The 12462-nt window shown below is 59.3% G+C and carries 13 protein-coding genes; 9 read left to right on the top strand and 4 right to left on the bottom strand.

Annotated elements, in window-relative coordinates; translation table 11 throughout:
* Positions 1-7 precede the first annotated feature (7 nt).
* Positions 8-463: a thioesterase domain-containing protein gene (locus EQV96_RS17525; protein ID WP_095000740.1), complete on the top strand. Its 456-nt coding sequence runs from the start codon at positions 8-10 to the stop codon at positions 461-463.
* A gap of 104 nt (positions 464-567) precedes the next feature.
* Here EQV96_RS17525 and cysQ read toward each other — a convergent pair whose 3' ends face one another.
* Both cysQ and nudE read right to left on the bottom strand, forming a co-directional pair.
* Positions 568-1395 carry a 3'(2'),5'-bisphosphate nucleotidase CysQ gene (gene cysQ / locus EQV96_RS17520; RefSeq protein ID WP_095000739.1) on the bottom strand — a complete coding sequence of 276 codons (828 nt, stop codon included), beginning with the start codon at positions 1393-1395 and terminating at the stop codon, positions 568-570.
* Complete coding sequence (gene nudE, locus EQV96_RS17515; protein ID WP_095000738.1) at positions 1392-1958, bottom strand: ADP compounds hydrolase NudE; 567 nt, start codon at positions 1956-1958, stop codon at positions 1392-1394. Before nudE ends, cysQ begins: the two co-directional genes overlap by 4 nt.
* Positions 1959-2045: 87 nt before the next feature.
* On the opposite strand from nudE, the gene yrfG reads away from it, so the two are divergent.
* The gene (gene yrfG, locus EQV96_RS17510; RefSeq protein ID WP_095000737.1) at positions 2046-2708 is read left to right on the top strand and encodes a GMP/IMP nucleotidase; all 663 of its coding nucleotides are present in this window, start codon (positions 2046-2048) and stop codon (positions 2706-2708) included.
* A gap of 77 nt (positions 2709-2785) precedes the next feature.
* On the opposite strand, the gene lysM is transcribed toward yrfG, so the two are convergent.
* The gene (gene lysM, locus EQV96_RS17505) at positions 2786-3226 is read right to left on the bottom strand and encodes a peptidoglycan-binding protein LysM (protein ID WP_095000736.1); all 441 of its coding nucleotides are present in this window, start codon (positions 3224-3226) and stop codon (positions 2786-2788) included.
* A 103-nt stretch (positions 3227-3329) separates the two neighbouring features.
* Here lysM and EQV96_RS17500 point away from each other — a divergent pair, with 103 nt between their 5' ends.
* From EQV96_RS17500 to EQV96_RS17480, 5 genes are all read left to right on the top strand, one after another.
* Positions 3330-4217: a LysR family transcriptional regulator gene (locus tag EQV96_RS17500; RefSeq protein WP_095000735.1), complete on the top strand. Its 888-nt coding sequence runs from the start codon at positions 3330-3332 to the stop codon at positions 4215-4217.
* Positions 4218-4311: 94 nt separating this feature from the next.
* Complete coding sequence (gene fdhD, locus EQV96_RS17495) at positions 4312-5151, top strand: formate dehydrogenase accessory sulfurtransferase FdhD (protein WP_095020114.1); 840 nt, start codon at positions 4312-4314, stop codon at positions 5149-5151.
* Complete coding sequence (locus EQV96_RS17490) at positions 5148-7496, top strand: FdhF/YdeP family oxidoreductase (RefSeq protein ID WP_095031419.1); 2349 nt, start codon at positions 5148-5150, stop codon at positions 7494-7496. Before fdhD ends, EQV96_RS17490 begins: the two co-directional genes overlap by 4 nt.
* Before the next feature lie 326 nt (positions 7497-7822).
* Entirely contained in the window at positions 7823-8296 is a 474-nt protein-coding gene (locus EQV96_RS17485; RefSeq protein WP_095000732.1) for a glycine zipper domain-containing protein, read from the top strand.
* Between the two features lie 240 nt (positions 8297-8536).
* On the top strand, positions 8537-9460 hold the full coding sequence (locus EQV96_RS17480) for a hypothetical protein (protein ID WP_095000731.1): 924 nt from the start codon (positions 8537-8539) through the stop codon (positions 9458-9460).
* 164 nt (positions 9461-9624) lie between these two features.
* Here EQV96_RS17480 and EQV96_RS17475 read toward each other — a convergent pair whose 3' ends face one another.
* Positions 9625-10089 (bottom strand): Lrp/AsnC family transcriptional regulator, encoded by a 465-nt coding sequence (locus EQV96_RS17475; RefSeq protein ID WP_095000730.1) that lies wholly within the window; start codon positions 10087-10089, stop codon positions 9625-9627.
* Positions 10090-10216: 127 nt separating this feature from the next.
* Between EQV96_RS17475 and EQV96_RS17470 the strand changes: the two genes are divergently transcribed.
* Together EQV96_RS17470 and EQV96_RS17465 are read left to right on the top strand one after the other, a co-directional pair.
* Positions 10217-10552, top strand: coding sequence for a hypothetical protein (locus EQV96_RS17470; protein WP_095000729.1), 336 nt, complete (start codon positions 10217-10219; stop codon positions 10550-10552).
* Positions 10553-10658: 106 nt separating this feature from the next.
* A complete protein-coding gene (locus EQV96_RS17465; protein ID WP_153327165.1) occupies positions 10659-12428 on the top strand; it encodes a GspE/PulE family protein in 1770 nt (589 codons plus the stop codon).
* The last annotated feature ends 34 nt before the right edge of the window (positions 12429-12462 follow it).

Raw genomic sequence — 12462 nt, 5'->3', positions numbered from 1 at the left:
CCGCAGCATGAACCGCGACAGTCGTTATCTGGAGTCAGTTCTTCATCACGACATCCCGCTGACCCGGGAAATGGGTCTCAAGGTACTGGGCTGGCAAGACCGGCAGTTGCGTCTGCAGTTGCCGCTTGAAGCCAATATCAATCACAAGAGCACCATGTTCGGCGGCAGCCTGTACTGCGGCGCAGTGCTGGCGGGCTGGGGCTGGCTGCATTTGAGCCTGCGCGAAGCGGGAATCGAAGACGGGCATATCGTGATTCAGGAAGGTCATATCAGCTACCCGCTGCCCGTGACCGAGGACGCCATTGCGTTATGTGATGCGCCAGATGATGCGCAATGGAACAGGTTTTTGGCCATGTACAAACGCCACGGCCGCGCGCGGCTGACCCTGGAAACGCGGGTAGTCAATGTTCAGGGCGGGGAAGATGCGGTGAGGTTTAGCGGGCAGTACGTGTTGCACCGCTAACTCGATTTTTGTGGGAACGGGTTTGCTCGCGATGGCCGCGGCGCGGTCTGGCTGAAAGACCGCAGCGTTTGCATCGCGGGCAAGCCCGCTCCCACAGGGGTGGACTAGCGTTGTGCCAGATCCAGCAATTTTTCACGCCACGGCGCCTGCGCCGGCAACGCCAGAAACGACTGATTGAGCAGCGACTCACGGGCCGGATAACTGAACGGTTCACCATCCAGTTGCAGCACCACACCACCAGCTCCTTCCAGCACACCCTGAGCCGCCGCCGTGTCCCACTGCGAAGTCGGCGCCAGGCGCGGATAACAATCAGCCGCTCCTTCAGCCAGCAAACAGAACTTCAAGGAACTGCCCACGCTGACCAACTTCAATTCGCCCAGATGCTCACTCAGACCGGCCAGCAAGTGCTCCTGCTCAGGACTGGAATGGCGGCGGCTGGCGACTACGGTCAACGCCTCACCCGCAGGCGGTGTGTTTCGCACGCTGATGGGCACAGGTTCATCGCCCTCCGCCCGCCAGGCCCCCAGGCCCGCGCCGCCGTAGTAGCAACGACCGCTGGTGGGCATGGATACCACGCCAAACACCACACGACCCTGCTCGATCAACGCAATGTTGACGGTGAACTCTTCACTGCCGCAAATGAATTCCTTGGTGCCATCCAGCGGGTCAACCAACCACCAGCGCGTCCAACCCGCGCGCACGTCTTGCGCGATATTGGCGTCTTCCTCCGACAGTACCGGAATACTCGGGGCCAGCGCGGTGAGGCCATCAAGCAGGATGTGATGGGCGGCCAGATCAGCGGCCGTGACTGGCGAATCATCGGCCTTAGCACTGACTTCAACGCCCGCTCGCCAGAACGGCAAAATCGCGTCGCCAGCGGCATGGGCCAGTTTGATCACGCCTTCAAGCAAAGGATGGGGCAAGACACTCACGGCTGGAATGCTCCACGCTGGGTCAGCAGATCGCGGGCCAGATACAGCGCGGCCAGGGCACGACCTTCGCTGAATTGCGGGTTAAGCACCAGGCTCGACAGCTCACGCAGGTTGACCCGATCAACGCGCATCGGCTCAGGTTCGTCGCCTTCCAGATGCTCTTCGTAAAGATCGGTAGCCAGGACCACCTGAATTTTTTGACTCATATAGCCGGGGGACAGGGACAGCTCGGTCAAATGCTCGAGCTGGCGAGCACCGAAACCGGCCTCCTCCTTGAGCTCTCGTTCAGCCGCAGCCAACACATCTTCGCCCGGCTCGATCAGGCCCTTGGGCAGCGAAACTTCGTATTCATCAGTGCCGCCGCAATATTCTTCAACCAGAATCGCGTGCTCAGCATCGATCATGGCCACAATCATCACTGCGCCATAACCGTTGCCGCGCCCCACCAACCGTTCGTAAGTGCGCTCTACTCCATTGGAGAAGCGCAGTTGCACTTCTTCAACCCGAAACAATCGGCTACTGGCAACAATTTCACGGGCAAGTACGGTGGGTTTTTGGCGCATAGCGGCTCCTCAATATGAACGGGGTACTATACCCCGGCTTTTCCGATTGTCTGTGTCGGAAATTTTTACCTGTGGGAGAAGTTTTGCATGACCGTTTTACCTTGGCGCGACATTGATACCGTGCTGCTCGACATGGACGGCACGCTGCTCGACCTGCACTACGACAACCATTTCTGGCTGGAGCACCTGCCCCAACGCTATGCCGAGCTGCATGGCATCAGCCGGGCGATGGCGGATCTGGAACTGACGCCGCTATTTGAAGGCAACGCGGGCCAGTTGAAATGGTACTGCCTGGATTTCTGGAGCCGCGAGCTGAAGATCCCGGTGCGCGAACTCAAACTCGAAACCGCTCATCTGATTGCCTTGCGCCCCGATGCCGATACTTTTCTGGCAGCCATCAACAAAGCTGGCAAGCGAGTGATCATGATCACCAACGCGCACCGTGATTCGCTGTCGTTGAAAATGGAGCGCATTGAGCTGGCCCCGTATTTCGAGCGACTTATCAGTTCCCACGACTACGGTTATCCCAAGGAAAGCCCGGCGTTCTGGGATGCCCTGCAAGCAGATATCGGTTTTGACCCAGCCCGCAGCCTGTTTATCGACGATACCCTGCCAATTTTGCGCAGTGCCCGTGATTTTGGGGTGGCTCACTTGCTGGCAGTGAAACAGCCCGACAGCCAAAAAGGCCCGAAAGACACTGCAGAATTTGCTGCGCTGGGGGACTATCGCGAGTTGCTGGAAGGGCTGTGAATCTCTGAACCCGTGGGAGCGAGCCTGCTCGCGAAGTGCATTCGCGAGCAGGCTCGCTCCCACAGGGTAAAAACGGTTTACTCAGGAATACGCAGCGTCTGGCCCGGATAGATTTTGTTCGGGTCCTTGAGCAGCGGTTTGTTGGCTTCGAAAATCTTGTTGTACAGATTGGCGTTGCCGTACACCTGCAGCGAAATTGCGCTCAGGGTGTCGCCCTTTTTCACCACGACAAAACGCGAAGCCACAACAGCCGGGCCGGTCACGGTGATCTTGTCTTCAACACTGGCCACGCCTGCGATATTACCCGCCGCCAGGATGATTTTTTCTTTCTCTTCCTGGGTGGCCACTTCACCGCTGACTGTCACTTTGTCGCCTTCCACGGTAGCGGTGATGTTCGGATTGCCCAAGCCCACTTCCTGTACGTGCTTCTTGAGCTCCTCGCCCGCATTGGCGTTGCCCGGTGTCAGCAGGTCGATCAATTTTTCGCCGGCTTCTTTCACAAAGCTGAAAATACTCATACATCACGCTCCTAGGTTGGAAGATCCAGACTCAAGAGCGTAGACCATCTACGCCATGTGCAAGCGCGCTAGAATCGCCCGCTGAATTGCACCCGGAGCGACGATGGACATCAAACAGCTGAAATTCCTCATTGCCCTCGACGAAACCCGACATTTCGGTCAGGCCGCCGCGCGTTGCCATATCACGCAGCCCACCCTGTCCATGCGTTTGCGCAGCCTTGAACAGGAACTGGACTTGCAACTGGTCAATCGCGGACAGCGCTTCGAAAGCTTTACCGCACCTGGCGAGCGGGTGCTGGCCTGGGCCCGTACCGTGTTGGCCGCCTACGACGGTTTGCAGGCCGAAGCCGCTGCCTGTCGCGGTAACCTGATCGGTACTCTGCGCCTGGGCGTGGTGCCGCTGTCGAGTTTTGACCCCCTGCCGCTGTTGCAGCGTCTGCATCAGGAACATCCCGATCTGCGCTTCGAATTGTCAGCACTGAGCTCGGAACAAATCCTTGAGCAACTGGCCAGCAACCGGCTGGACGTGGGTGTCTCCTATCTTGAACGCCTTGACCAGGAACGTTTTGACTCCCTGGCCCTGGGCGAAACCCGCATGGGCCTGCTATACGACCAGCGGTATTTCAACTTCGGTGACCAGCCGCTTAGCTGGGAGGCGCTGACCAGCTTGCCGTTGGGCCTGCTCAGCAGCGGCATGCACTTTCGCCAGTCCATCGACCACAACTTCCACAGCCGGGGCCTTACGCCACAACCCCTGTTGCAAACCGATGCCGTTCATCAACTGTTACAAGCTGTCCACGGCGGGCTTTGTTGCGCGGTGATGCCCCTTGAGGGCGGGCTGGAAGCCCTGACCGACCACCTGCGCCTGCACCCCATAGAAGATGCACGCACCTTGGCCCGCCTGGGTTTGATCATGCGTCGTGAGGCACCGCGCTCAGCGCTGGCCGAAGCCTGTTTCGCGCTTTATCAGAAATCACCAAGCTCTTCTTGATCGACGCCATCTATCAATAGATCAGCACTAGCGATTAGACGCGACACTGTGTCGCGCCTAGGCTTAGAGCTCAATTGATTGTCGGTACTGCCTTATGAACGCCAAGCGCCCTCTGTGCGCGGCGCCTGCTTCTGTCACGCCCGCGCCTGCTGCCAGCCAGAGCTATGACTACGTCAACCTGGACCACAGTGGTGGTGCGCAAACTGCACTGGCCGAAGAGGTCGCCCTGGCGATTGCCTATAACGGCATCAGTCAGGCCGTGATGCTGGTCACACCCACTGACCTTGAGGACTTTATCGTCGGCTTCAGCCTGGGCAGCGGCATCATTCAAGACGCCAGCGAAATCTACGACCTCAAACTGACCGGTGCAGGGTCTGCCCAATACGCTCAGGTCGAAATCGCCAGCCGGGCGTTCTGGAACCTCAAGCAGCAACGCCGCCAACTGGCCGGCACCAGTGGGTGCGGGCTGTGTGGGGTGGAAGCGGTGGAACAGGCCTTGCCCGATCTCCAGGTATTGCCCGGCGCGCCTTTGCCACCGGCGCAGTGGCTGGAAGGCCTGCGCCAGCGCATCAGCGACTTTCAACCCTTGGGCCAGCACTGCGGCGCCGTACACGCTGCAGTCTATATGGACGGCCAGGGCCAACTGCTGCTGGGTCGTGAAGACATAGGCCGGCACAACGCCCTCGATAAATTGATCGGTGCTCTGGTACGCCAGCAAATCGATCTGACGGGTGGCACAGCAATCGTCACCAGCCGTTGCAGCCTGGAACTGATTCAAAAAGTGCTGCGCGCCGGCATCCAGACCCTGATCAGCCTGTCCTCGCCCACGGGCCTGGCGCTGCAATGGGCGCGGCGGCACAACCTCAACCTTATTCATCTGCCACAAAAAAGCGCGCCCAGGGTCTACAGCCCCGCGCAGGAGAAACAACCGTGAGCACACACCATCAAGCCGACAAAACCCCGACTCCCCGCTACAAGCCCTACAAAGGCCCGGCCGGTGGCTGGGGCGCGCTGATCAGTGTGGCGCAAGCCTGGTTGACCAGCGACAACGCACTGAAAAACCTGCGCATGATGCTCAAAACCAACCAGAACGGCGGCTTCGACTGCCCGGGCTGCGCCTGGGGTGATTCGCCGGAAAGCGGCCTGGTCAAGTTTTGCGAGAACGGCGCCAAGGCAGTGAACTGGGAAGCTACCAAGCGCCGGGTCGATGCGGCGTTTTTCGCCAAGCACAGCGTCAGCGCGCTGCTGGAGCAAAGTGATTACTGGCTCGAATATCAGGGCCGCCTGACCGAGCCCATGAGCTATGACCCGGAAACCGACCGCTACGTCCCCATCAGCTGGGATGCCGCCTTCGCCTTGATCGCCAGGCACTTGCTCAACCTGGCCAGCCCCAACGAAGCCGAGTTCTACACCTCAGGCCGGGCCAGCAACGAAGCGGCGTATTTGTACCAACTGTTTGTGCGCGCGTTTGGCACCAACAACTTCCCGGATTGCTCGAACATGTGCCACGAGGCCAGCGGCGTGGCCCTGGCGCAAAGCATCGGCGTGGGTAAAGGCACCGTGACCTTTGATGATTTCGAGCACGCGGATGCGATTTTTGTATTGGGGCAAAACCCCGGCACCAACCACCCGCGCATGCTCGAACCACTGCGCGAGGCGGTCAAGCGCGGCGCCCAGGTAGTGTGCGTCAACCCGCTCAAGGAGCGCGGGCTGGAACGTTTCCAGCACCCGCAGCATCCGTTGGAAATGCTCACCAACGGCGACCGTCCGACCAACACGGCCTACCTGCGCCCGGCACTGGGCGGCGACATGGCGCTGTTGCGCGGCATGGCCAAGTTCCTCCTGCAGTGGGAGCGCGATGCCCAGGCCGCAGGCGAACCGGCCGTGTTCGATCATGCATTTTTGAATGAGCACACTGCGGGCATTCTCGATTACATCTCCAGCCTCGACGACACCTCGTGGGACCATATCGTGGAGCAATCGGGCCTGACCCTTGTTGATATCGAACGCGCCGCACGCATGTACCTCAAGGGCAAGAACGTAATCATGTGCTGGGCGATGGGCATCACCCAGCATCGTCATTCGGTGCAGACCATCCAGGAAATCGCCAACCTGATGCTGTTGCGCGGCAATATAGGCCGCCCCGGCGCCGGCCTGTGCCCGGTACGCGGCCACAGCAACGTACAGGGCGACCGCACGATGGGCATCAACGAACGTCCGCCGGTGGCCTTCCTCGATTCGTTGGAGCGTCGCTTCCAGTTCAAGGTGCCCCGTGAAAACGGCCACAACGTGGTTGAAGCCATCCACGCCATGCTTGAAGGCCGAGCCAAGGTGTTTATCGGCCTGGGCGGCAACTTCGCCCAGGCCACTCCAGACAGCCCGCGCACCGCACAGGCCCTGCGCAATTGCGCCCTGACTGTACAGATCAGCACCAAGCTCAACCGCAGCCACCTGATGCACGGCAAACAAGCGCTGATCCTGCCATGCCTGGGCCGTACCGATATCGACATTCAGGCAGAAGGCCCGCAAGCGGTGACCGTGGAAGACTCGTTCAGCATGGTCCACGCCTCCAATGGCCAGTTGCAGCCACTGTCCAGGCAGATGCGCTCGGAGCCCGCAATCATTGCCGGCATTGCTGCGGCCACACTGGGCACCCACCCGATTGACTGGAACTGGGTCGTCGCTGACTACCGACGCATTCGCGACTTGATTGCCGACACCATTCCCGGTTTCAAGGACTTCAACACGCGCATCGAACACCCGGGCGGCTTCTATTTGGGCAACTCGGCCGGTGCGCGACAGTGGAACACGCCGTCCGGGCGCGCCAACTTCCGCCCCAACGCACTGCCTCAAGACCTGGTAGATGCCCGCACCCGCGCTACAGGCCGGCTGCCCGACCTGATCTTGCAGTCCATGCGCTCTCACGATCAGTACAACACCACTATCTATGGCCTCGATGACCGCTATCGCGGGGTCAAGGGCCAGCGTGATGTGCTGTTCGTCAACGAAGCCGACATCATCCGCCTGGGCTTCAAGCCGGGGCAGAAGGTCGATATCGTTTCGATCTGGGATGACCGGCACGAGCGCAGGGTGAAAAATTTCACCCTGCTGGCGTTTGATATTCCTGCCGGGCAAGCTGCGGCGTACTACCCGGAGGTCAACCCGCTGGTGCCTCTGGAAAGCACGGGCGATGGCAGCCATACGCCTACGTCCAAGTTCGTGGCGATTTGCCTGGAGGCAGCCAGCCCGTCAACGCTGATCATGGCTAAGGCCAGCTGAGCACTTTTTGTTCGTTTGTGGTGGGAGCGGGCTTGCCCGCGATGGCATCTCCGCGGTTTGACCGTCATCCCGCGGTGCCTGAATCGCGGGCAAGCCCGCTCCCACATTCAAGCAGCGCGCCTCTGAACTGCGGCCACAAAAAAGGCCGTTTTCCTACGAAAACGACCTAACCGAACTAGCTAACAGACCCTCGAAAACAGATTAAGTTCCCTAGTAAAAACAACAACTTATAGAATTGTGTACAACTCGTGCTACTCGTCGGATTTCGATTGTCACCAACCGCTTGCAGCCTCAGGATCGCGCCGTCATCTCTTTGAGGCTCATCCATGAAGCTCACCTCGATTCTCTTGTTGTCCCTTGGCCTGGTCAGTGGCGTAGCCTCGGCCGGTGGCACCACCGAAGCCGGTGTAGGCGGCGCATTAGGCGGGGTTCTTGGCGCCGTTGTTGGCCAACAGCTCGGCGGCTCGACCGGTTCTGCGATTGGTGCAGGTGTGGGTGGTGCGGCAGGTAGTGCCGTAGGTGCCGACAAACGCAGCCGTGGTGAAGCCGCCATTGGCGGCGCACTGGGTGCGGCAGGCGGTAACGTGCTGGGCCGCAGTGTCGGCGGCAGCACAGGCGCACTGGTAGGCTCGGCCGCTGGCGGTGGTGCCGGTGGCGCGCTGGGCAACTATATGGGCAATAAAAGCGACAGCGACGATCGCCGCTATCGTGACCGCGATAACCGTCGCTACTACCGCGACGACCATCGCGGCCGTGGCCACGCGTATGGCCATCGCAAAAACAAGCATCGTCACGACTGATGCGTACAACGGGAGCCGAAAGGCTCCCGTTTTTTTTACCTGCGCCTGCTCCGGGCAAATTGTTTCAATGCATTACGCCCGCCTGTTTTGCCCCTGATCATGCAATCTGCATGCACCGAAAAAACCAACCATTTGCAAGCCATTGAAAGATATGGAATTACCTGCAACACAGGGTTGGCACATCCCCTGCAATTACCTGAATGAACGCTGCACTTCCTACCATTCAGGAGCACAACAACAATGATCGGGACAACTGAACACTATCCCGCAGCCCTGCAAGATTCCTCCGGTCAATCCGGTGTTTCCTGGGCCGCCATCTTTGCCGGCGCCGCCACTGCTGCCGTCCTCTCCCTGCTGCTGCTGATGCTGGGGGCGGGGCTTGGGTTTTCTGCGGTTTCTCCGTGGGCCAATGAAGGGGTGGGCGCCAAAGGCCTGGGCATTACCGCCATCGTCTGGCTGGCCGTTACCCAGATCATTGCTTCCGGCATGGGCGGTTATCTGGCCGGTCGTTTGCGGGTCAAATGGACCAACCTGCATGGCGATGAAGCCTACTTTCGCGACACCGCCCATGGTTTTCTGGCATGGGCCGTGGCCACGCTGGTAACCGCTACCCTGGTTGCAGGCTCGGTCAGCAGCGTGATCGGCAGCGGCGTTCAAGCCGGGGCCAGCGTGGCTTCAGGTGCCGCAACGGCGATCAGCAGTGCAGCCGGCAGTGCCGCAGCCAACAATGGCGACAAAGGTTCGGACTATTTTATCGACAGCCTGTTTCGCGATGACCGCGGCACCGCTGTCAGCGAAGACGCAGCCCATGGCACCGTGGCCCGCATCTTCGCCCACAGCCTGGCCAATGACGGCCAATTGAGCAGTGAAGACCGTACCTACCTGGCCCAAATCATCGCCCAGCGCACCAACCTCAGCCAACCTGAAGCCGAGCAACGGGTCGACCAGGTCTACGCCAAGGCCCATCAGGCTGTTGAAGAAGCCAAGGTAAAAGCCAAGGAAGCCGCTGATACCGCTGCCAAGGTCGCCGCCTGGTCCACCTTGTGGATGTTTATCACACTGCTGATCGGCGCTTTCTTTGCCAGCCTGTGCGCCACCTTTGGCGGCCGTCGCCGGGATGCCGTGACGTATCTGACCCCCACCACCACAACCCCGCTGGTTTAACCCGGGCTATTCGTTGACTGGAGAATAAAATGCGCTCACTTCTGCTGTTTTTCCTCGGTATTCCAATTCCGATCATTATTCTGATTGCGTTGTTTGTTCACTGATAACAGTGCGCAAACCCAGCCGACGGCCTTCCTTGAGAAGGCCGTTGTGTTTTCCGGGATTCAGACCGGCAGGCAGGTGGTGGACTTGATCTCGGACAACGCCACAATCGAATTCACCTCTTGAATGCCCGGCACCATCGACAGTTTCTCAAAGAAAAACCGCTCGTAGGCTTCGATATCAGCCGTCACGATACGCAGCAGAAAATCTACCGCTCCCATCAGCACATAGCATTCCAGCACTTCGGGGAAACCGCGGATCGCGTCAGTAAACTCGGTGAAGTTTGAGCGACCGTGTGCATTGAGTTTGATCTCGGCAAAAATTTGCGTATTGAGGCCGATTTTCTTGCGATCGAGCAAGGTGACCTGGCCACGAATGATGCCCTCGTCCTTCATCTTCTGGATCCGCCGCCAGCAGGGCGATTGCGAAAGCCCCACCTTCTCCGCGATCTGCGCGCTGGACAGCGAAGCGTCCTCTTGCAGCAGCGCCAATATGCGTCGGTCGTAAGCATCCAGCTCGCTTTGCATAAAAATACCCATTAATGAATAAGCTGAGACTTGTTCGAGTCTATTTATCGTCAATTCAAAACATCTTAGATAAAAAAATTCTCCCGCGACGTGTAAATATTTCTCCAGTCTGAACAGGAGCCATTGCATGCCGCATCTTGAAGTCATTACCCACGCCCCTCGCCCCGACGTATGGGCCAGCAATGCAGCCCCTTGCCAGGTGCTTTTCCGTATCCAGGCCGAAGCCGATGCCGACGTGCTGTGCCGGGTGCTCAATCTGTTTGCCCTGCAGCAACTGATCCCGCAGCAAGTGGATGTGGTACGTGACGGGGACACCTTGAGCATTGACATCCGCAGTCACGAACAGAGCTGGCACCGTGCCCGGATCATCGGCGAAAAACTGCGCAGCCTGATCAGCGTCTTCGACATGCAGCTGCAACCCGTGCAGGCCGCCAAGGACCCGGCAATGCAAGCTTGCGGGTAATAGTTCGCAACCATTGGTGGCAGGCGGGCCAACACGGCGCAACTAGGCTTTATCAGGTACATGGCCAGACAAGGACCTGTCTGCGCCGATGCCTCAAGGAGCCGTTATGCGCATCACCCCGTCCCATGACCGGTGGCTGAACCTCAACAATCTGTTATCCGCGCTGTTGGCGCAAAATCGTATCCAGCAAAGCTGCGCCACGCAGGCAATGGTGCGCAGTCGCGAAGCGTCCAGTGCCACCCTCCACCCCCTGGTATTTCTTGCGCAGCAACAATTCTGCGATCCCGATCGGGGAGGCAGGATTCTCGATCTTGAAACCCTCACTGCCTGGCTCGCCAACCATGCAGGGCAACCCTACCTGCGCCTTGATCCGCTCAAGGTCGATGTCGCCACCGTGACCGGAGCAATGTCCTTTGCCTTCGCCCAGCGGCATGGAATCATCGCGGTGGCGGCCGATGCCTCAGCCATCACAGTTGCCAACACCCAGCCCTGGGTCAGCAGTTGGGAGGCCGATTTGCGCCAGTCGCTCAAGCGCCCTATCAGACGTGTCATTGCCAACCCCCTGGAAATCCAGCGCCTCAACGTAGAGTTTTTCCAGCTGGCCAAATCGGTCACTGGGGCTGTACTCAACGATCAGAAGACCAGCCCGCCGGCCAACTTCGAACAACTGCTGACCTTGGGCGCAGGCGAGCGGGAACCGGATGCCAACGATGCGCACATCGTCAATATCGTCGACTGGCTGTTTCAGTACGCCTTTGAACAACGCGCCAGCGATGTCCACCTGGAGCCCCGCCGTGAGCAGGGTTGCGTGCGCTTTCGGATCGACGGCGTGCTGCATGATGTTTACCACTTCCCGCCACAGGTAACGATGGCCGTTGTCAGTCGCCTCAAGAGCCTGGGCCGGATGAATGTTGCCGAAAAACGCAAACCCCAGGACGGCCGGATAAAAACCCGCCTGCCCCAGGGTGCTGAAGTGGAACTGAGGCTCGCCACCCTGCCCACCGCCTTTGGCGAAAAAATGGTGATGCGTATTTTTGACCCGCAGGTCCTGCTCAAAGATTTCGACCAGTTGGGCCTCTCCCCGAACGACTTGCAACGCTGGCAGCACATGACCACCCGGCCCAACGGCATTATTTTGATTACCGGCCCCACCGGCTCGGGCAAAACCAGCACCCTGTATGCAACGCTCAAGCAACTGGCCACCCCCAAAATCAACCTGTGCACCCTCGAAGACCCCATCGAAATGATCGAGCCGGCGTTCAATCAAATGCAGGTTCAGACCAACATTGACCTGACCTTCGCCAACGGTGTGCGGGCGCTGCTGCGCCAGGACCCGGATATCATCATGCTCGGTGAGATACGTGATCTGGAAACCGCCGAAGTGGCTGTTCAGGCTGCACTCACCGGGCATCTGGTGCTCTCGACCCTGCATACCAACGACGCTCCCGGCGCCATCAGCCGCCTGCAAGAACTCGGGGTTGCCCCCTATCTGATAAAGGCCACATTGCTGGGTGTCATGGCCCAGCGACTGGTCAGAACCTTGTGCCCGGAGTGCAAGACCGAACATCCGCCGGCTCCCGACGAATGGCAGGATTTTGCCCCGGCCTGGGCCGGGGCAGCACCGGACACAATCTGCCGGGCCGTTGGTTGTGCGCAGTGCCGCGAAACCGGTTACACCGGGAGGGTCGGTGTTTACGAAGTCATGGTCATAAGCGAAAAACTCAGGGGGCTGATTGGCCGCGAAACCGACCTCAACGCCATTCGTCGCCAGGCAGGTGCACAAGGAATGCTCAGCCTCAGGCTTGCTGCGGCCCTAAAAGTTGCAGACGGGGTGACCTCACTGCAAGAAGCACTGCGAGTCACCCCGCATGCTTGAGTTGTTTTGACTAAAATCCAGGGAGTTGGACAAT

Source organism: Pseudomonas sp. TMW22080 (assembly GCF_022496745.1).
Lineage (GTDB): Bacteria > Pseudomonadota > Gammaproteobacteria > Pseudomonadales > Pseudomonadaceae > Aquipseudomonas > Aquipseudomonas bubulae.
The sequence above is the reverse complement of the archived record's forward strand: the minus strand, read 5'-3'. Positions and strand labels throughout refer to the sequence as shown.